This window comes from Arsenicibacter rosenii (assembly GCF_001870735.1).
Taxonomy (GTDB): domain Bacteria; phylum Bacteroidota; class Bacteroidia; order Cytophagales; family Spirosomataceae; genus Arsenicibacter; species Arsenicibacter rosenii.
Window position 1 is genome coordinate 733,756 of the sequence record NZ_MORL01000001.1, and the last position, 21,722, is coordinate 755,477.

Below are 21,722 nucleotides of genomic sequence, written 5' to 3' on the forward strand. Positions count from 1 at the left end.
AGCGTCTGGGGTCAGGCATGCGTAGATATGGTCGAGAAAAATACGTCTTCGAGGTCCGGCTGAGCGAGTTCGAAGCCATTGGCCGGTGCCTCCTCACTGTAAATATGAATCAGCGGTTTGCCGGCAACCAGCTTGTTCGAAATGAGCGAATACTGGTCAGCATAGCGGGTAAGTTCGGCCTTTTCGATGGATTTCTGCCAGATTTTTCCTTCCAGCATCGTAACCGAGTCGAGCGGAGAGCCGCTGTATAATACCTTGCCACGGTGAATAATGGCCATGTTCCGGCAGAGCTCCATCACATCCTGCACGATGTGGGTTGACAGGATAACGATCACATTTTCACCGATTTCAGACAGCAGGTTATAGAACCGGTTGCGTTCGCCGGGGTCGAGACCGGCCGTCGGTTCATCGACAATGATCAGTTTCGGATTGCCAATCAGCGCCTGAGCGATGCCGAAGCGCTGTTTCATCCCGCCGGAATAGCTGCTGACGGCCTTTTTCCGGTGTTCGTAGAGGTTCACGCGCTGTAGCAGGGCCGCCACCAGTTCCTTGCGCTCTTTGCTGTTGGTAATGCCTTTCAGCACGGCCAGGTAATCGAGCAGGTCCGTGGCCGCCACTTTCGGGTAGACCCCGAACTCCTGCGGCAGATAGCCCAGCACCTGCCGGATGGACTCCTTATCGTTCAGCACATCGATGTTGTCGGCGTCCGAAGTCCCCAGAAAGGCGGTGCCGCTGTCGGCATCCTGTAAGGTGGCCAGCGTCCGCATCAGGGTTGATTTACCGGCACCGTTCTGCCCGAGCAGGCCATACATGCCGGTCGGAATCGTCAGCGATACATTGTCGAGGGCTTTTACCCCGTTTGAATACGTCTTGGAAAGGTTTTGAATAGTTAGTTGCATGTAGTTGGGTACGGTTTTGGCGATAAACAAATATAACCCAACCAGCTATTCAGGCGTCTTTTTTGTAGTTGAATGGTTAGATAAGTGGCTAAATGGTTTGCCCGTTTAGCCACTAAGGCTGTTATTCTGTCGTTTTTAAGGCCAATGACCGCTCCACGGCTTTACTATCGTGCGCATCCAGGCTACCCGACTGCAAAGAACTGATTACAGCATTGGCCGGCGCAATCAGGATGATCTTAACATCTGCCTTGTAGGTTAGCAGTGGCTGACGCGTATTGGCCGTATTCAGCAGTTTAGCCTGAATACGAACCTTATCGCTCAGGTTCTGCGCTGATGTTTCAATAGTATAGCCGCCTCCCGGAACCCCGGTAATGGCATTAAACCGGATTGAACTCAGCGTCCAGTTATTCAGTAAATCTTTCAGATACACCAGCACGGCGCCCTGATCCGCAAGTTCTGTATACTTGTCGGGCTTCAGCTCCTTATAGCCGGCTACGACATACTGTTTAGTGACCTCATCGAACTGCGGCTCGCAGCAGACCGCAAACGACTGATCTTTGTAGACATAACTCCAGGCATTTACTGTTCCCGGAATACCGGGCTCGCCCTGATCGCCTTTTTGGCCCGGATCACCCTTCGGACCTTGTGCCCCCGGATCACCTTTAGGGCCGGGTTCCGGTTGGCAGCCAAACAGGCTTACGGCAATAAGCAGTGCCGTAACCGACAGCTTTTTCATCATTTTTTTGGTTGTTTACGATGCAAAACTGCCGGGCAAATCACTGATTTACCAGCACGTAAGTGCAGAACTGCTGACTTATGTGTTTTAATTGCGCATTTTCCGTAACGAATTGTAACCCGTTATAGCTCCCTCCCCCAGTTAGCCAGTTCTGCATCCGCCCACAGCTCCGGAAAAAATACCCGCCTCTGGTCGGCAGGCGGCAGGTAACGCTGCCAGTTTGTACCGCCGGTCGCCTCGATGGCCTCGGGTGATTTATGCAGATAGCGCACTGCCGAACGCAGGTGCATCAGCTTCCAGCGTACATTGACCCGCTGATCGAAGGCCCGTAAGCCGGCCATAAGCCCGTCGGTCAGCACGTTTTCCTGCCGGAGCATCAGCATGGCCTGACGCAGATTTTTGGTCTGATAATCCGTTGCCAGCCGGACGAGCCGGTCCGAATACTGCGCTTCAAACTGCCGCAACGTCAGCGTTTTCTGCTGACTGGAGAGTTCGGTAGCACCCCGCTTCCAGTAAATCCGGTCGTATTGCCGGCTGACCGGTGCCCCGGCAACTTCTCCCTGCGGATCATCAAGCAGTAAGGCAAAGTCGGTTGCCATGATTTCAATCTCGCGGAACTGCACCGATTGAAACCCGCTCGACGGCAGGAGCGCCATCCGGAACTTCAGGAACTGGTCTTTGTCCATGCCTTCGACCATTACGGTAAACGAGTTTTCCAGTATCTCGAAATAGCGGTTAATTCTTGCCACGCGTTGCGTGAAGAATTCAGTAAAGCCGGTCGACGGGCCTTCGGGTACGCGTCCGGCAATCTGAGCCATTTCGTGTTTGACCAGTTTGAAATATAGTTCGGTAATCTGGTGATAGGTAATAAAAATCAGCTCATCGGGATAGGCCGTGCGCGGATTTTGCAGGGACAACAAGGTTTCGAGGTGGATATAGTCCCAGTAAGTCAGGTAGTCTGCCTGCAGAAGGCCTTCGAGGTAAGAAGCCATATCCTGCCCCATCGCGGCATATTTCAGGGAAAGCTGCTGTAGCTTTTCGGCCAGATCGGCCGGTATCTGTGTGTTGTTTTCTGATAACATGAGATGAAGTGCAAACTGATTTGGCCGCAAGTTGCCAAAAATCGCGCAAATCAGCTGACGTCATGCATTTCCCGTTCAAACCGAAAGCGCCCCGTGTGTTGCCCCCAGTTATGGCGAAGCTGAAACTGCCGGCGCCGCGCGACCATGATCTGTACGCCACTTGATAAGGTTAGCCGCAGCTTCTTAGGGTCAGACGCCATGCGCTTGATGGATACGACATGGGCCGCATTAACCATAGCGTCTTTCCGGATACGCCAGAAGCCGGGTAATTGCTGCTGGTACCACTTCAGGGTATAGCTGCTCATCAGCGTCGTGTTATCTACGGTATGGATGCGGGTGTAATTCCAGTCGCCCTCCATCCACAAAATAGTATTGGCATAAATATGCCGTTTTTCATATATAATGAATGCTTCGGTGGCTATGTTCAGCATGGTAATTCAGGGTAAAGGTCCGGGATACGTCGGAAAGTCTTTGTTCTACCCACCAAGCTAGGCCGTTTTTGGCCCGCAACCAACTCAAAACCAACAAGCCAGTGACTATTTCGCACAAACAGGCAGGTTAGCGCAATATAGCAGGGAAGCGGTTAGCGCCGGCCCCGCAGCCAGCCATTCAGCAATTCGCGCAGGTGCCGGCGCAGCCCGGATGACACCAGTGTTCCATGCTCCCGTTCTCTGACGTAGTTTTTCATCAGCATGTTTCCCCGCTGCGAAGTTGCCAGCCGCTGACCGGTGGTTAATACCACTTCGCTGGCACGGGGGTTAAACTCCCGGATATAGGCGGCATTCACCAGCAGGCTCTGATGAATCAGCAAAAAGGCATAGTCTTCCTGAAGGGTTCTGGTAAAATGTCCGATGTTGATCGCTGCCGTCAGCGGCTCTTTTTCGCTTCGGAGAAAAACCTTCGTCACTTCACGGTCGGCCTGAAAATAGCTGATCTCCTGCACAGATACCAATCGCCGGACACCGCCCGTGAGCCGGATAGCGATCCGGTCGAAACGGTCGCCGTGCCGTTGTTGCTCCAGCATGGCCCTGACTTCTTCCAGCATGGTATCGTGGGCCTCCAGCCGCTGCATGGCCGTATCGATTGCCGACCGCAGCTGGATCTCATTGATCGGCTTCGTAATAAAATCAAGGGCGGTATAGCGCAGGGCCTTGGTAGCGTTTTCCAGAACGCCGTGGGCCGTGATAAAGATTAGTTGTGGCAACGGATGACCGGCCGCATCCAGCCGCGCCAGCACATCGAACGATGTACCGCCCATGATCTGGATATCCAGCAGCACAATATCGGGTTGCCGGCGTGCCAGCAAGGCATATGCCTCGTCGACACTTCTGGCCTCACCGGCCAGCTGGAGGTCCGGATAGTCCTTTTTCAGAAAATAACGGATAACCTCCAGATTATCAATGGTATCCTCAACAATAACAACGGTTTTCATCGGGTATCGGCCAGGTAGGATTGTGGCTCAAAAGCTGATTCAGAGTTCTTCGCTTCGGGCAATCGTGATGGTGACGACCGTTCCGCCCGCCAGCCGGTCATCGGTTTGTACATGAATACGGTATCCCAGCAGATTCAGCGTATCAACGCGCTGCTGCACCAGCGTGGCCCCGAGCGACCGGTAAGCCTTCCGCGAATGCTGATGAATCTGCCGCATCTGCTCCCGCCCGATTCCATCGTCTTCGACCGTGCAGACCAGCGTTTCTTCTACACCCATAAACCGGATCCACAGGTTTCCGGGCCCGGCTTTGTGAACCAGCCCGTGTTTAATCGCATTTTCGACAAACGGCTGAATCAGCATCGGCGGCAGGGTGATGGTTTCCGGGTTTAGTTTTCCGTCGAGGCTACCGGCGTCGAAATGTACGGTTATTTTATCGCGGTACAGCAATTGTTCGAAACGGACATAGTGATTGAGCAGGCTCATTTCTTCGGCCAGGGTGATCTCCCGCTCCGGCAGACTCTGCCCTTTCCGGCCATTAGTCGTTATGGCCGATGAGTTAAGGAAGCCACGAACCAGGTTCGAAAACTCAACCAGCATCCGGGCGGCTTCATCCGGCTTATTCTTGAGTATCAGATTTTGCAGGGGTACCAGCACGTTAAACATAAAATGCGTGTTCAGCTGCGACTGGATGGTCTGTACGCTCAGAAACAGACTTTCTTTTTCCCGTTCCCGTAACAGCTGGTTTGTCCGGATTACCTGCTGCCGCCCGCGAATCACAATCCACAGCAAGACCAGACCCGTGAGCAGCAGGCCCGACAGCAGAAAAGGCAGGCTTTCCCGGAACAAGGGCGTTTCATAAAAGGCCATATCTGCCTGAAATGTCAGGCGGGCCACCTGCTCACTGACTTCATTCAGCCCCCCCGTCCGCGCTTTGACCCGAAGCGTGTGCCGGCCGCTGCCGTACTCGTGCAGGTAAATGACGGGGGTGGTTTGCCAGGCCGACCAGGGCTGCTGATCCAGTTGCCACGCATATTGGGTCTGCGCCGGCCGGTTGTCGCCCAGGACTTCGGGTTCGACATTGACCGTATGCTGGTTGCCGGGCAGCGTAAAGACCGAATCCCCCCCGCCAAACGGGATACGCTGTCCGTTCAGCTTCCGGATCACCGGCCGCAGCGGCTCGGCCCGTTGCACAAACCGCTTACTGTCGATGTAACACAGCACGGTTCCGGAGGTAATCCAGGCTCTGCCCTGCCGGTCCCGGAAAAAGCCGGCCTGTCCCGGCTGAATCCCCTGATAACCCGTCCGGTGGTTGAGCAGCCGCATGACAATCTTTTTTTGCCGGTACCAGCTAGCGAGATCAATCAGGTAAACACCTTGTGACTCCCCGATGGCCAGGGTCGAGTCGGTCAGCATACCCACAAAGCTGGCTTTGCCACGAAGGGTTTCGGCGGCGATCCGGACTACCTGTTTTTTGGCGTGGTCGACGTAGCAGACGCCATCGCGGGTGGCCAGCCAGATAGTACCGTGTGGGTCCTGACACATATCCTGCACTCCCATGGCCGGTTCGATGCCTTGCTTTCCGGTAAGGTTAGTCAGCTGCCGGGTACCGAAATGATAGCAGGCAAGCCCCGTTCCTGTTCCCAGCCAGTAGACATCCGGTTCGTTGGCGGCAATGGCACTCAGACCATACAGACAGGGATGCAGCCCTTCTTTGGCGGTTATTTTGCGGATCAGCTTTCCTTGTTTAAACACCCAAAAACCACCGGGCATCCCGACAAAAACGCGGTCGGTCCGCACATCATGGTAAAAAAACAGGGCGGTACCGTCATTCGGATTTGTCAGGAAACGGGCGTTCTGACCGTCAAACAGAATCGGGCCGGTTTCGTGGGGCAGGTAGAGCTGTCCGCTATGATCCTGAACGGGGTGGTAGTAGTACCGGTTCCAGAGGGTTTGTTTGTCGGCACGGGCTTTTTTCAACGCCTGATGCAACGCAGGTTCCCGCAATGGTTCAATGGTGCCGGCATCCTCACCCGTCCGGACATACCGCAATGGCAGCGTTCCGTAATTGAGCAGCCAGATAGTGCCATCGGGTCGTTCGGCAACGCTCCAGACATAGGGGACCTGCTGTTCATCGAAATACCGGAGCCCGTTGTCGAATACCTCAATCAGCCCTTTATCGGTGCCAAAATAGACTTTCCCGCTCCGGGCCACCGGCGTTGCATAGGCCAGGTTGCCCAGTGAGGTATGCAGAATATCTACTGTCCGGCGCTCACCTGAGTACCGGAAAAAACGCCCGGACGGGTTATCCAGACAGTAAAAATCACCGGAAAGCGGGGCTAAGCCAGTGCCGGTGCCTTTCGTAATCTGAAAGAACGGGGCGGGAATTTTCGCGGGCTCAACGGTCAGGTATCGGGTTTCACCCAGCTGATTGGCCTCCCGCAGTATTACCTGTGCATACCCTGGCATCAGATGGGCCTGAAAACCGGCCGGTGGCGCATAGCCGCTTACCTGAAAACACCGGTTAGCCGCTACATAATATACCTGCCCGGACGCCGGGCCGCCCGTAAGCCACAGCCGTTTCCCGGCATTTTCCCACCGCAGGCTGGTAACAGGCAGCGAATCGATGCCGGTCACGGTTGAGGCAGCCCGCCGGTATGTGCCATGCTGAAAAAAACAAAGCCGGCCGGAAGCCACGAACCAGATGCGGTCCTGATCGTCGATCTGCATCGGGGTATTGTTGACCGTCAGGTGGCGGGGAACCGGAAAATGCTGAAACACCGCTCCGTCGAAACGGGTAAGGCCTTCGCGCGTCAGTATCCAGATATGATGCCGGCTGTCTTCGGCAATGCCCTGGATATAGGCCGATGTAAGGTGCAGATCGTGGCGGTCGAACGACTCAAACTGATCGCCGTCAAATTTGGCCAGCCCGTCGTTGGTACCCAGCCAGAGATACCCCCTTGAATCAAGCAGAGTGGTGGCAATCTGCATATTGGGCAGACCATCCCGGACGGTATAATGCCTGATCGGGTAGCGCTGCCCGAACAGCGGGGCATAGCCAGTACAGAGCAATAACCCAATCCAGCGCAGATACTTCATACCCGACAATCTACGGATTCAGCTATACTTTTTCCAGCGTAAAATAACAAACGGCGATATTTTACAAACAAGCGAGCAAATTCGTATACATACGTTGTATACAGACTCGTAATCCGGTCTGCCTTTCTCTTCTACGACCAGGCCAGCAACTACCGGTTCCATAGATTTCCTGAACAACCTGACCCGCCCGTATGTATTAACCGAAAAGCAACGTTATGAAACATACTCTTTCGTTTATCTGGCTCTTATTTGGTCTGGCCATTCCCGGCTACGGCCAGTTTTTTGCCGATCTTGAGACGGGCCTTGTGCTGGGTACGCCCTATAATACCATCCGCCGGCCAACCATGGGTGGCACTACCTTCGATATCGGGAAGGACTTAAAACCGCAGGCAAAACTCTTTTACCGGGTTCGTCTGGGCTACACCATTGCCGACCGGCATACGATTTCGGTGCTCTACGCGCCGCTGACCGTTACCTACAAAGGCGGTTTCAGCCAGCCGGTACAGTTTAACGGGGAGTTTTTCCTGGCCAGTCAGCCGATTGAAGCAAAGTACCGCTTTAACTCCTACCGGCTGACCTACCGCTACGACTTTATCCGCAACGACAAACTGCGGCTCGGGCTGGGACTCACGGCCAAAATCCGGGATGCCGACATCCGGATCAGCGGCGATCAGCGGGTTACCAATTTCAGTAATGTAGGTTTCGTACCCCTTGTCAACTTCTATGCTTCTTACCAGGTGGCCGACCAGTGGCGTGCCGTGCTGGAAGGCGATGCGCTGGGTTCTAAACAAGGACGTGCCGAAGACATTTTCCTCGGGGCATCCTATACAATCAATCCGACAGTGAGCCTGAAAGCCGGTTACCGCGTGGTAGAAGGCGGCGCCAATGTGGACCAGATTTACAATTTTACCTGGATCAACTACGCCTCGATTGGTGCCCGTTTTACGCTGTGAGGGCCGTTTCTATACTAACAAAGCGGGCCGCTTTAAAAAAAATGGCCCGCTTTTTGTAAAACCAACCCTCAACTTACTTATCCATCAGTTTTGCTACTTTCCTTACATTATTTTCAGCATTCTACAAAGCTGAATTTCACAAGACTTACGGAACGGTAAACACCCTTACTACCCAACTTTTTACCACTACCCCCAAAGTGGTATATTAATTGTCATTCATTAGAGCAGGAAGAAAACATTGCTTTAATGAAACGTTTATACTCAGCACTCCAAAAACTATTTTTGTTTACGATTTTCCACTTCATTACGGTAAATCTATACGCGCAGGTGACGCCTGATAACGTCTATTACATCCCGTTACCGGAACCGCAGTTGCAAACGGCATTTAAAAACCTGACAACCTCGCCAACCACAACAACGGTGATCAGTAACACCATTCTGGTTACGATCTCTATCGTCTCTACCAACGACAACACGGTCATCTATTATGATCACTGGGAGGATGGTTACCAAACTAATTTCTCCGGAACGAAACAGAGTAGTACACAGATCTGGGGCGATAACAATCCGTCAAACGGGATTCCCCCCGGCTATTCAGTGGATAAAATCGATGCCGGTGACCGGATTAACCTGATTAACAATGTTGCTCTTCCCCGCAATACCAGTACGATCGTCTATGACGGCCGTGATAAAATCGCTTCCACCAAATACCTCTCCGTTACCCGTATCGGTGTTCCCACATCTCCTGGCTCCGTGCTTGGCTCTTCGGTAGAAGTTTATGACACAACGGTTTACGACCGTGCCTTTCAGTTGCCGATCGGCGAAACCTCTGACCTTAACGCCGGTTCAACCTGTTGTTTGTTTGAGTACACCTCTATATTCGTCATGGCCCGCGAAGATGGCACCACGGTCGAAATTGACGCCAACGCCGACGGTACCTATGAAACAACGGCTACGCTGAATCAGGGAGAAAGCTATCATTTTAACGGCAGTTCGGTCGGCGATGTGCTGGCCGGGGCCGCTGTCCGGTCCAACAAACCGGTACAGGTGGATCTGGTGACGGGCGACATCGGGGCCACCTATGAGTCCAGGACCTTTGCCATGTATCCGACTGCACTCTGGGACAACTGCTACTACAACCCGGTCGGGCGGACAACGGTCAATGCCGACGTCAATGCGTTTATTTTTAACCCTGGCCCGGGCTCGCTGACCATCAATGCCCGCACAACCTCCGGGGTTTCCAGCTTCACCGTTGGCCCGAAAGCCACGTACCGGTATAACATGCCCGACAACTCGGGCGCCCACTTTTATACCACCAACGAAAGCGATAAATTTTTCGCCGTCGGGGTACATGACGCCGATCTGACCGAACAATCGACCTGGGACTGGGGCTTTTCGCTGCTGCCGGAAGTGTTTCTGACAACAGGGGCCGTGGTTGGCTATGGTCCGGGCACGTCCGATCCGGTCAGCAATACCGGTAACGGTAGTCCGGTCTGGGTGCTGGCAACCAATGCCACTACCGTCTATGCCGATTTTGACGGAGACCCCACTACCGGGGCTTTCACCGACCCCAACGGGGGTAAATACGATGTAGCGTATCAGGTAGTCGCCGACCAGTCGTTACGGATTTACGACAATACCGACCGCGACCAGACAGGTATGCGGGTGTATACACTCGACGGTACGCTCATTGCCGTGGCTTGGGGAGAAGACGCGTCGACAGCCGGGAACGGGCTCCCCTATCTCGACCTCGGCACAACCGTTACCCCTGACCGGCGGATTCTCGTTTCAAAACTGGCTACTATTACGGTCGATAACGGGCAGCCCGGTATTGTTGACCCCGGCGATGAGGTCACGTACCGGATTGTGGTTCAGAACGCGTCATTGCGTTCCCGGAATGTGGTTTCGATAACCGATACCATTCCCGCCGGGTTTTCATACGTAGCGAACAGTACGCGCCGTAACCGGACAGTTGTTATTCCCGACCAGACCAACCCGAATACAGCCTTTCCGCTGGATGAAACAGGTTATAATCTGGGCGATCTGATTCTGGCCCAACGCGATACGCTCTCGTTCCGGGTTATTGCTCAACGCCCGCTGGTTGCCAATGCGACCGTTACCAACCGCGTAACTTACAGCGACAACCTGAACGACCAGGTAAGCGGACAGGTAACGATTAGTATCAATCAGGCCTACCCGCCGGTGGCCAACCGCGAAGCCGTCACCACGCCGTTTAATACCAGTGTCGGTGTTAATGTGCTGACAAATGATACCGACCGCGCTTTCCGGCCGGCCGCCTTAACCAATGTCTCGGCGCCGACCATCTTTACCCAACCGAAAAACGGAACGGCTACCCTCACCAACGGCGTGCTGGTTTACCGGCCAGGCAGCACATTTGCGGGTCAGGACACGGTCGTGTACCGGCTTTGTGATAACCTGAACACAAATTTATGCGATACCGCGCTGGTGGCGATTACCGTTCAGTCCTTGCCGCCTACGGCCAACCGGGACAACGTTACTACGCCGTTCAACGTAAATGTCCAGATCAGTACGCTTACCAATGATGTTGACCGCGCCGGCCGGCCGGCTTCGCTGACGGGTGCATCCGCCAATGTGAGTTCGTTTTCGGTCATTACCCAACCGGCCAACGGAACCATTGCCATCGGGGCCAACGGGCTGCTGACCTATAATCCCAACGATACCTATGCCGGTACGGACCAGCTCATCTACCGGATTTGTGATAATGTAAATACCAGTCTGTGCGATACGGCCCTCGTTTTCATTACCATCCAATCGGCTCCGCCGGTGGCCAACCGCAATGATGTTACGACAGCGTTTAACACCAATAGTACAATTCTGATTCTGGCGAACGATACCGACAAAGCCGGTCGGCCGGCGGCGCTGACCAACGTGTCGGCACCGGTAATCACCCAAAATCCGGCCAACGGTGCCGTGGTTGTCAATGCGGATGGTTCCATCACCTATGACCCGAACGACACCTTTGCCGGCACCGACCAGCTGATTTACCGGATTTGCGACAATGTAAACGCAAGCCTCTGCGATACGGCCCTCGTAACAATCCGGGTAAACTCGGCCCCGCCGGTCGCCAATCCGGAGACGGTTAACCTGGCCTTTAACGTTACGACAACGGTCAGTATCCTGGCCAACGACGTCGATAAGGCCGGTCGTCCGGCGGCGCTGACCAATGTGTCGGCACCGGTTATTGTGGTGGCACCGAAGCATGGTTCGGCTGTTGTCAACGCAGACGGCACGCTGACCTATAACCCCGACGATACCTTTGCCGGGCTGGACACGCTGCAATACCGCATCTGTGATACCTTCTCCGGCACTTTGTGTGCGACAACTTACGTGGCGTTCAACGTGGGTTCGAATGCCCCTACCGCCGGAGCCGACGTCACGACAACGCCCTTTAACCAGAACATAACGGTAAACATCCTGACCAACGACACTGACCGGGCTTCGCAACCCGCCAGCCTGTCGACCGTCACGCTTCCGCAAATTCTGTACGGACCCGTCAACGGAACCGCCATCATCAATGCCAACGGCACGCTGACCTATAACCCCAACGATACCTTTGCCGGGGTGGATACGATCCGCTACCGCATCTGCGATAACGTAAACACCAGCCTGTGCAGCAATAACCTCGTCACCATCACGGTTCAGTCGGCCCCGCCGGTAGCCAATCCGGAGAGCCTGACAACCGGCTTTAACGTCACGACGACGATTGCTGTACTGGCAAACGACGTCGACAAAGCCGCGCGGCCTGCGGCCCTGACCAATGTTACGGCTCCGGTCGTGACACAGAATCCGGCCAACGGGGTTGTGGTTGTCAATGCCGACGGCACCATCACCTATAATCCGAACGATACCTTTGCCGGACAGGACAGTTTTATTTACCGCCTCTGCGACAACGTTAATAATGCGCTTTGTGATACGGCACTGGTGCGGATCCTGATTCAGTCGGCCCCGCCGGTGGCCAATCCCGATAGTTATACCACGGCCTTTAACACCAACCTGACCATGGCGGTGCTGGGCAATGATGTCGATAAGGCCAACCGCCCTGCGGCCCTGACCAACGTCTCGGCACCCGTGATTGTGGTGCAGCCGCTCAACGGCACGGCCATCGTCAACGCCAACGGGACCATTACCTACAATCCGGAAGATACCTACGCGGGTACCGACCAGCTGACATACCGCATTTGCGATAACATTACCCCGTCGCTGTGCAGTACGGCCCTGGTTACGATGCTGATTCAGTCGGCCCCGCCGGTGGCCAACCGCAACGATGTGACAACGGCGTTTAACACCGACGTAACCATTCCGGTCCTGACCAACGACGTTGACAAAGCCGGTCGTCCGGCGGCGCTGACCAACGTGTCGGCTCCGGCTATTTTCAGCCAGCCGGCCAACGGAACGGTGCTGGTGAACGCCGACGGTTCAATCACCTACAACCCGAACGACACCTTTGCCGGGCAGGATTCGTTTATCTACCGGATTTGTGACCTCATTGATCCGTCGAAGTGCGACACCGCCCTGGTTACAGTCCAGATTGGGTCGGCCCCGCCGGTGGCCAATCCCGATAGTTATACGACAGCCTTTAACACCAACCTGACCATGGCGGTGCTGGGCAATGATGTCGATAAGGCCAACCGCCCTGCGGCCCTGACCAACGTGTCGGCCCCAACCATTTTCAGTCAGCCGGCCAACGGAACGGTACTGGTGAATGCGGATGGCTCAATCACCTACAATCCGAACGATACCTTTGCCGGACAGGATTCGTTTGTCTACCGGATTTGTGACCTCATTGATCCGTCGAAGTGCGACACCGCCCTGGTTACGGTGCAGATTCTTTCCGCTCCGCCGGTGGCCAACCGCAACGATGTGACAACGGCGTTTAACACCAACATCACCATTCCGGTCCTGACCAACGACGTTGACAAAGCCGGTCGTCCGGCGGCGCTGACCAATGTGTCGGCCCCAACTATTTTCAGCCAGCCGGCCAACGGAACGGTGCTGGTGAACGCCGACGGTTCAATCACCTACAACCCGAACGACACCTTTGCCGGGCAGGATTCGTTTATCTACCGGATTTGTGACCTCATTGATCCGTCGAAGTGCGACACCGCCCTGGTTACGGTGCAGATTCTTTCCGCTCCGCCGGTGGCCAACCGCAACGATGTGACAACGGCGTTTAACACCAACATCACCATTCCGGTCCTGACCAACGACGTTGACAAAGCCGGTCGNACGTGTCGGCCCCAACCATTTTCAGTCAGCCGGCCAACGGAACGGTACTGGTGAATGCGGATGGCTCAATCACCTACAATCCGAACGATACCTTTGCCGGACAGGATTCGTTTGTCTACCGGATTTGTGACCTCATTGATCCGTCGAAGTGCGACACCGCCCTGGTTACGGTGCAGATTGGGTCGGCCCCGCCGGTGGCGAACCCCGACAGTTATACGACAGCCTTCAACACCGATTTGTTGATGACGGTGCTGGTCAATGACGTCGACAAGGCCGCCCGGCCGGCCAACCTGACGCTGGTGTCGCTGCCCGTCCTTGTGGCACAGCCCGCCAACGGAGCAGCAGCGGTGAATCCGGACGGGACCATTTCGTACAACCCGAACGATACCTTTGCCGGGCAGGACGTGTTTGTTTACCGGATTTGTGATTTGATTGATCCGTCGAAGTGCGACACCGCCCGGGTGGTGGTCCAGATTCTTTCCGCTCCGCCGGTGGCCAATCCGGATGTCATTAACCTTGCCTTCAACCAGACCGTTACCTCACCGATCCTGGCCAATGACGTTGACAAGGCCACCCGGCCGGCGGCGCTGACCAATGTGTCGGCACCGGTTATTGTGACCCAACCGGCCAACGGGACAGCGGTGGTGAATGCAGACGGAACCATTACCTACAACCCGAACGATACCTTTGCCGGTACCGATCAGCTGGTGTACCGCCTCTGCGACCTGATCGATCCGACGAAGTGTGATACGGCCCGTGTGACCTATACTGTCGGGTCGGCTGCGCCGAATGCAACCAACGACGTTGCCGGTACCCCATTCAATACCGACATAGCCATCAGCATTCTGACCAATGATACCGATAAGGCAGGCACACCGGCCAACCTGACGCTGGTGACGGCCCCGGTCATTGTCAGCGGCCCGGCCAATGGCACCGCCATGATCCTGAACGGGGTGCTGGTGTATAATCCCGACGACACCTTTGCCGGTACCGATCTGCTGACGTACCGCATCTGCGACGTGGTAGACCAGACCAAATGTGCAACGGCGCAGGTAACCATTACCGTCCTGTCTGCCCCGCCAACGGCGCAGCCTGACAATGCCACAACGCCGTTCAATACCGACGTCACCGTCAATGTGCTGGCCAATGATGTGGATAAGGCCGCCCGCCCTGCCGCTCTGACCAACGTAACCGCGCCGGTGATTCTCGAACAACCGGCCAACGGGGTAGCTACGGTAAACGCCGACGGGACCATTACCTACAATCCGGACAACACCTTTGCGGGCCGCGATACGCTCGTCTACCGGATTTGCGACAACATCACCCCTACCCTGTGCGATACGGCACTGGTTAGTCTGCTTGTACAATCAGCTCCGCCAACGGCCAATGCCGATGATCTGACGACGGCCTTCAACACCAACGTGACCATTCCGGTGCTGACCAATGATGTTGACCGTGCCAACCGCCCCGCCAACCTGACGCTGGTCAACGCCGCGACGATTATCCGCCAGCCGGCCAACGGCGTGGCGACGGTGAACGCCGACGGGACCCTGCTGTATAATCCGGACAATACCTTCGCCGGCATTGATACGCTGATTTACCAGATCTGCGACAACGTCAATCCGGCCTTGTGCGATACCGCGCGGGTGACCATCAATGTGCTGTCGGCCCCGCCGGTCGCCACCAATGATGTGTATTCGGTTGGGTTCAATATCACGGTAACGGTTCCGGTGCTGGCCAACGATACCGACAAAGCCGGTCGTCCGGCGTCTGTAACCGGCGGGGCCAACATCACCCTGCCACAGCTTATCGCCGCACCGGCCAACGGAGTGGCGGCTGTAAATCCGGACGGCACCATTACCTACAATCCGGACAACGCGTTTACCGGTAGTGATACGCTGTTTTACCGGATTTGCGACAACTACAACCCGACGCTCTGCGACACCGCCCGGGTTATTTTCAACGTAGGCTCGGCCGCTCCGACCGCGAATCCGGACCAGGCCACCACGCCGTTTAACACCTCTGTGGCAGTCAGTATTCTGGCTAACGACGTTGACCGCGCCAACCGGCCGGCCAACCTGACCCTGGTGACGGCTCCGCAACTGGTATCCCTGCCGAAAAACGGTACGGCTACTATCAATACCGACGGAACCCTGCGCTTTATCCCGGTCAGCACCTTTGCCGGACAGGATACGGTACGGTACCGGATTTGTGATCCGTTTAACCCGACGCTCTGCGATACGACAGACGTCATCATCACGGTATTGTCGGCCCCGCCGGTCGCCAATCGGGAGGCGGTCATTACACCCTTCAATACAACGACGGCCATTCTGATTCTGGCCAATGATGTTGACAAAACCGGCAGTCCGGCGAGTGTAACGGGAACGGCCAACGTAACCATTCCGCAAATCATTGCCCAGCCTGTAAACGGGCAGGTATCTGTTCAGCCGGATGGCCGGTTAATTTACAATCCGGATGATACGTTTGCCGGGCAGGATTCACTGATTTACCGGCTCTGTGATACGTTCAACCCGACACTCTGCGATACGGCGCTGGTCACCATTACGGTCCGCTCAGCGCCGCCGGTGGCTAATCCGGACATACAGATCATTTCGTTTAACCAGACTGTAACGATTCCGGTCCTGACCAATGATGCCGACAAAGCCAGCCGTCCGGCCGCGCTGACCAACGTGACCCTTCCTGTCATCGTGGATGGGCCGTTCAGCGGCACTGCGCTGGTAAATCCGGACGGGACAATCACCTATAATCCGGAAGACAGCTATGCCGGTACTGACTCCCTGCGGTACCGCATCTGCGATACGTTTAATCCGGCCCTGTGCGACACGACCGTATTGCGGCTGACCATCCGGTCGGCACCACCGGTGGCGATTGATGATCAGACTACGACAGCGTTCAACACCCCGGTCAGCCTGACGATTCTGGCCAACGACCTGGATCGGGCCAACCGGCCGGCCTCGCTGACCCTGACCCCGGTGGGCAGTGTGGTGCTGCCGCAAATCGTGGAACCGGCACGCCACGGGGCAGCCATTATACTGCCGGACGGTGTGCTGAGCTATACATCGGTTTCTGGCTATGCCGGCCGCGACACCCTGCTCTACCGTCTCTGCGACGCCGTTAATCCGGTGCTCTGCGACACGGCACAAGTCATTATCCGGATTGGTTCGGCCCCGCCGGTAGCTGTCCGGAATGACACAACAACGGCCTTTAATACGCCGGTTAGCCTGGCCATTCTGGCCAATGACCTTGACAAAAACGGCAACCCCGCCAGCCTCAGCGGTGTGGCCCGTAACGTCACCAATCCGGTTATTATCCGTCAGGCCGCTAACGGTATCGCCACGCTGGTGACGAGTGCGTCGGTAGCGGTGCTGACCTATGTGCCGGGCAACACCTTTGCGGGCCGTGATACGGTTATTTACCAGCTATGCGACATCGACGATCCGGCGCTGTGCGACACGGCGCTGGTGACGATCAACGTCCTGTCGGCCCCGCCGGTGGCCGCCGCAGACGGGTTTAATGTACCGTTTAATACCAGTGTGGTGATTCCGGTGCTGGCCAATGACACCGATAAGGCTTCACGGCCGGCTTCACTGACCAACGTCAGTCTGCCGCAAATCACGGCAGCACCGGCCAACGGAACCGCTGCGGTGCTGCCAGACGGGACACTTAGCTATACGCCAACCACCGGCTATGCAGGGCCGGACACGGTTCGTTACCGCCTCTGTGACCTGTTTAATCCGGTCCTGTGCGATACCACGCTGGTGGCATTGATGGTAGGTTCGGCGGCGCCGAATGCCCTGCTTGATCGGGCCGATACGCCGTTTAATACGCCGGTTTCGGTCAGTGTTCTGGCCAACGATACCGACCGGAACGGTCAGCCAGCCACGTTGAGTATGGTTACGGTGCCGCAGAAACTAACGGATCCACGGAACGGGACCGCCACGTTTGATGCATCCGGGGTGCTTTCCTATACACCGCTTACCGGATTTGCCGGTCTGGATACGCTGACGTACCGCATCTGTGACGTAGTTAATCCGTCGCTGTGTGATACCACACTGGTAATTATTCGGGTGGGATCAGCCCCGCCGGTTGCCGTCCGGAATGATACAATTACAGATTTTAATGTCAGCGTAACCATCCCGATTCTGGCGAACGATACCGACCGCAACGGCAATCCGGTCATGTTCAGCAGCAGTTCTGCCAATATGGTTGTTTTACCGGCCATTACACGCGCACCCGCCAACGGGGTGGCGACGATCCAGGCCGATGGTACGTTGTTGTATAATCCGGACGATACGTTTGCCGGCCGCGACACGCTGATTTACCGCTTGTGCGACGTGGTTGATCCGACCCTGTGCGACACGGCCCTGGTGACCATCATGGTAAAATCTGCCCCGCCGGTGGCTACCCCGAACAATTACAACGCGGGTTATGGCACACCGCTGACGGTACCGATTCTGGGTAATGACCTCGATAAGGGCGGCAATCCGGCCTCGCTGACCAGTGTCAGTCCGCCGGAAATTGTGCAGCAGCCGGCCAGCGGCACCGCTATTGCCAACCCGGACGGCACGCTCACCTTTATCCCGGCCATGGGCTTTGCGGGGAGTGATACGCTGCGGTACCGCATCTGCGACCTGATCAATCCGGCGTTGTGCGATACCTCCTTTGTCGTCATTACCATTGCGTCCCGACCGCCAACCAGCATTCAGGACAACCGTACGACCGCCTTTAACACCGATATCACGATCCCGATTCTGGCCAATGACCTTGACCGGGGCGGGCGGCCAGCCAGTCTGAGCCTGACGCCGACTACCGGCGTGACGCTGCCGCAGATTCTGGTACCGGCAAAACACGGAACGGGTAGCATCAACCCGGACGGAACGCTGTTCTACAACCCGAATGACACGTTTACGGGACTCGACACCCTGCAATACCGGATCTGCGACGGGGTAAACACCTCTCTTTGCGACACGGCCATCGTAACGATTCGTGTCAACTCGGCCCCGCCGGTCGCCAATCCGGATGCCGTGACGACAACGTTTAATACCGATGTGCAGATTGTCGTTTTGACGAACGATACGGCCAAAACCGGCCAACCGGCAACTCTGACCAACGTGGTGGCTCCGGCTATCCTGCAGCAACCCGGCTTTGGCATTGCCTCCGTTCAGCCGGACGGCCGCATACTGTACAACCCGAACAACACGTTTGCGGGTCGTGACACATTGATTTACAGGCTCTGCGACACCGACGATGCTACGCTGTGCGATACAGCACTGGTGTCCGTTCTTGTCCTGTCGGCCCCGCCGCTAGCCAGTCCGGATGCGTTCAATGTTTCGTTTAACAGCACGATTACGGCCTCTGTGCTGGCCAATGATGCCGACAAAGCCGCACAACCGGCCGGTTTATTGACCGTAACGCTGCCGCAGATTATTGCCGCTCCAGCCAACGGCACGGCAGTAATTAATCCGGATGGTAGTGTTACCTACACGCCGTTTACGGCATTTGCCGGCATCGACCGCCTTCAGTACCGGATCTGTGATGTGGTCGATCCGACACAGTGCAGCTCGACAACGGTAACGTTTAACGTCGGCTCGGTAGCGCCGAATGCCATTCAGGATGTTGCATCAACCCCGTTCAATACAACGGTAATCATTAACGTGCTGGCGAACGATACCGACCGTACGTCGGGCCAGGCCAGTCTGTCGTTTGTGACGGCTCCGGTAGTTGTTCGCGGACCGGCCAACGGTAGTGCGCAGGTCAATGCGGATGGCAGCATCACGTATGCGCCAACGACCGGTTTCGCCGGACTGGATACGCTGCGATACCGCATCTGCGACCGGGTGAACCCGATCCTGTGCGACACGGCTATCGTGGTCATTAATGTCGGTTCAGCGCCGCCGGTGGCCAATCCGGATCAGGCGACGACACCGTTTAATACCACGGTTGCCATCAACGTACTCGGGAATGACCTTGACCGCAACGGCCAGCCCGCCAGCGTCGGGACGGTGACCCTGCCGGTCATTATCTCGCAGCCCGCCAATGCCACGGTTATTGTCACACCAAACGGAACTGTCGTTTACGACCCGATCGGTGCTTTTGCGGGGCCGGATACGCTGGTCTACCGTATCTGCGACGGGGTCAATAACAGCCTGTGTGATTCCGCGCTGGTGGTAGTCTTTGTCGGGTCGGCGCCGCCGGTAGCCAACACCGATGTGGTGACAGCTCCGTTCAACAGCACCATTGCCATTGATGTGCTGGCCAATGACCTCGACCGCGCCGGGCAGCCGGCGAATGTGTCGACCGTTACTATGCCGGTGATTATCCGGCAGCCGGCCAGTGCCACGGTGATCGTGCGGCCAAACGGCACTGTAGTATACGATCCGCTGGATGCCTTTGCCGGGCCGGATACGCTGGTCTACCGCATCTGCGATCCGGTCGACGGCAGCCTGTGTGATTCCGCACTGGTGGTGGTAGTGGTTGGTTCGGCGCCGCCGCTGGCCTCGCCGGATGCGGCCACAACGGCCTCCGGGGTACCGGTTACGATTGCTGTTCTGGGCAACGACCTCGACCGGGGAAGCCGGCCAGCCAGTCTGGCAACGGTCGGTGTACCGGATATTTTTGTGCAGCCCGCCAACGGAACAGTAAGACCCAATCCGGACGGTACACTTACCTATACGCCGTTTGCCCGGTTCAGTGGTACCGACACTTTCCTTTACCGCATCTGTGACCGGGTTGATCCGACGTTGTGCGTGACCACCCTGGTAACCGTTACAGTCGAACCGGCCGGTTGTCCGGACACCCCGGTTTGTGTGCCGATTCTGATCCGGAAACTACAGCGATAGGCAACAATAAAGGCGAAGGCCCCGAACCTTGGTTCGGGGCCTTCGCCTTTATTGCGTAACTTGCATCACGTTTTATTTTACCTGCATGTTATGACACCTGCACAGCCCAACAACCCGCTACACGGCATTACCCTCGAACGCATCGTGACCGAACTGTCCGAACACTACGGCTGGGAAGAGCTCGGAAGCCGTATCCGGATTAACTGTTTTAACGACAATCCGAGCGTTAAGTCCAGCCTGACGTTTCTCCGGAAAACGCCCTGGGCCCGCGAGAAAGTAGAGCAGCTGTACATCCGGATGGTGGAGAAACAATCGAAAAAGCAGTCGTCCCGCCCCCCTACAAATCGTACCTCGTAAATCGTACCTCGTACCTCATAAATCGTAAATCCCTCTACAATCCGGTTGCCTTTTCCTGCGCTTCCGTGTAGCGGGCACCCACCACCTTTACCTGTTCGGAGGCGGTAGTCAGCGCGTTGACATCGTCTTCGCTGAGAAGAAGCGCCGCCGCTCCGTTGTTTTCGGTCAGCCGGTGCATTTTGGTCGTACCCGGAATAGGCACAATCCACGGTTTCCGGGCCAGCACCCATGCCAGGGCAATTTGTGCATTTGTCGCGTTGTATTTCTCCGCAAAACCGGCAATCACATCCACCAGAGCCTTGTTGGCCGCCCGGGCTTCTTCCGTAAAACGCGGAATGATCGCCCGGATATCACCGGCCTCAAATTTCCGGTTTTCATCAATCGCTCCCGTCAGGAAACCCTTCCCCAACGGGCTGAACGGTACAAATCCGATACCCAGTTCTTCGATAGCCGGGATAATCTCCGCTTCATGCTGCCGTGTCCAGAGCGAGTACTCACTCTGAAGCGCCGTCACAGGCTGAACGGCATGTGCTTTCCGGATGGTGTTGGCACCCGCCTCCGAAAGACCGAAATACCGGGCTTTGCCTTCCTGAATGAGCGTTTTCACGGTACCGGCAACGTCTTCAATCGGGACGTTCGGGTCAACGCGGTGCTGGTACAGCAGGTCGATACAGTCTACGCCCAGCCGCTTCAGTGAACCCTCTACGGCGTTGCGGATGCTGGCCGGCCGGCTATCAACGCCCGTCATTTTCCCGTCCTGAATCCTGAAACCGAATTTTGTGGCAATGATCACCTCATCACGGAAAGGGGCCAGGGCTTCGCCTACCAGCTCCTCGTTGGTGTAAGGCCCATATACTTCGGCCGTGTCAAAAAACGTCACCCCCTCTTCCACGGCTTTGCGGAGCAGGGCCACTGACGCTTCTTTCGGAGGAAACGGTGCGTAGGAAAAGCTCATGCCCATACACCCCAACCCAATGGCCGACACGGTCAGCCCCTGCTCTCCGACTGTTCTTTGCTGCATTCGTATGATTTACTTTTT

The 21,722-nt window shown here is 56.1% G+C and carries 11 protein-coding genes; 4 read left to right on the forward strand and 7 right to left on the reverse strand.

Going from position 1 to position 21,722, the window contains the following annotated elements; all coding sequences use genetic code 11:
- Positions 1-11 precede the first annotated feature (11 nt).
- From BLX24_RS02785 to BLX24_RS02810, 6 genes are all read right to left on the reverse strand, one after another.
- Positions 12-899 carry an ABC transporter ATP-binding protein gene (locus BLX24_RS02785; protein ID WP_071501795.1) on the reverse strand — a complete coding sequence of 296 codons (888 nt, stop codon included), beginning with the start codon at positions 897-899 and terminating at the stop codon, positions 12-14.
- A 121-nt stretch (positions 900-1,020) separates the two neighbouring features.
- Complete coding sequence (locus tag BLX24_RS02790) at positions 1,021-1,638, reverse strand: collagen-like triple helix repeat-containing protein (protein WP_229201680.1); 618 nt, start codon at positions 1,636-1,638, stop codon at positions 1,021-1,023.
- A gap of 119 nt (positions 1,639-1,757) precedes the next feature.
- Complete coding sequence (locus BLX24_RS02795) at positions 1,758-2,717, reverse strand: tryptophan 2,3-dioxygenase family protein (protein WP_071501525.1); 960 nt, start codon at positions 2,715-2,717, stop codon at positions 1,758-1,760.
- A gap of 50 nt (positions 2,718-2,767) precedes the next feature.
- Positions 2,768-3,148, reverse strand: a complete 381-nt coding sequence (locus tag BLX24_RS02800; RefSeq protein ID WP_071501526.1) for a LytTR family DNA-binding domain-containing protein — start codon at positions 3,146-3,148, stop codon at positions 2,768-2,770.
- 152 nt (positions 3,149-3,300) lie between these two features.
- The gene (locus BLX24_RS02805; RefSeq protein WP_071501527.1) at positions 3,301-4,149 is read right to left on the reverse strand and encodes a LytR/AlgR family response regulator transcription factor; all 849 of its coding nucleotides are present in this window, start codon (positions 4,147-4,149) and stop codon (positions 3,301-3,303) included.
- Between the two features lie 39 nt (positions 4,150-4,188).
- On the reverse strand, positions 4,189-7,245 hold the full coding sequence (locus tag BLX24_RS02810) for a sensor histidine kinase (RefSeq protein ID WP_071501528.1): 3,057 nt from the start codon (positions 7,243-7,245) through the stop codon (positions 4,189-4,191).
- A 215-nt stretch (positions 7,246-7,460) separates the two neighbouring features.
- Here BLX24_RS02810 and BLX24_RS02815 point away from each other — a divergent pair, with 215 nt between their 5' ends.
- The 4 genes from BLX24_RS02815 (at position 7,461) to BLX24_RS02830 (ending at position 20,683) form a co-directional block, all read left to right on the forward strand.
- Positions 7,461-8,198 (forward strand): porin family protein, encoded by a 738-nt coding sequence (locus BLX24_RS02815; protein WP_071501529.1) that lies wholly within the window; start codon positions 7,461-7,463, stop codon positions 8,196-8,198.
- 1,659 nt (positions 8,199-9,857) lie between these two features.
- On the forward strand, positions 9,858-13,520 hold the full coding sequence (locus BLX24_RS02820; protein WP_445422152.1) for an Ig-like domain-containing protein: 3,663 nt from the start codon (positions 9,858-9,860) through the stop codon (positions 13,518-13,520).
- Positions 13,469-20,326, forward strand: a complete 6,858-nt coding sequence (locus BLX24_RS02825) for an Ig-like domain-containing protein (RefSeq protein WP_071501531.1) — start codon at positions 13,469-13,471, stop codon at positions 20,324-20,326. Before BLX24_RS02820 ends, BLX24_RS02825 begins: the two co-directional genes overlap by 52 nt.
- Positions 20,327-20,416: 90 nt before the next feature.
- A complete protein-coding gene (locus BLX24_RS02830) occupies positions 20,417-20,683 on the forward strand; it encodes a VF530 family protein (protein ID WP_071501532.1) in 267 nt (88 codons plus the stop codon).
- A 34-nt stretch (positions 20,684-20,717) separates the two neighbouring features.
- Here BLX24_RS02830 and BLX24_RS02835 read toward each other — a convergent pair whose 3' ends face one another.
- Entirely contained in the window at positions 20,718-21,704 is a 987-nt protein-coding gene (locus tag BLX24_RS02835) for an aldo/keto reductase (RefSeq protein ID WP_071501533.1), read from the reverse strand.
- Positions 21,705-21,722 lie beyond the last annotated feature (18 nt).

Bases quoted from the DNA above. Each gene is read 5' to 3' on its own strand.
- BLX24_RS02810 (WP_071501528.1), bottom strand. From the start codon at position 7,245: ATGAAGTATCTGCGCTGGATTGGGTTATTGCTCTGTACTGGCTATGCC.
- BLX24_RS02835 (WP_071501533.1), bottom strand. From the start codon at position 21,704: ATGCAGCAAAGAACAGTCGGAGAGCAGGGGCTGACCGTGTCGGCCATT.
- BLX24_RS02800 (WP_071501526.1), bottom strand. From the start codon at position 3,148: ATGCTGAACATAGCCACCGAAGCATTCATTATATATGAAAAACGGCAT.
- BLX24_RS02815 (WP_071501529.1), top strand. From the start codon at position 7,461: ATGAAACATACTCTTTCGTTTATCTGGCTCTTATTTGGTCTGGCCATT.
- BLX24_RS02805 (WP_071501527.1), bottom strand. From the start codon at position 4,149: ATGAAAACCGTTGTTATTGTTGAGGATACCATTGATAATCTGGAGGTT.
- BLX24_RS02790 (WP_229201680.1), bottom strand. From the start codon at position 1,638: ATGATGAAAAAGCTGTCGGTTACGGCACTGCTTATTGCCGTAAGCCTG.
- BLX24_RS02795 (WP_071501525.1), bottom strand. From the start codon at position 2,717: ATGTTATCAGAAAACAACACACAGATACCGGCCGATCTGGCCGAAAAG.
- BLX24_RS02785 (WP_071501795.1), bottom strand. From the start codon at position 899: ATGCAACTAACTATTCAAAACCTTTCCAAGACGTATTCAAACGGGGTA.
- BLX24_RS02830 (WP_071501532.1), top strand. From the start codon at position 20,417: ATGACACCTGCACAGCCCAACAACCCGCTACACGGCATTACCCTCGAA.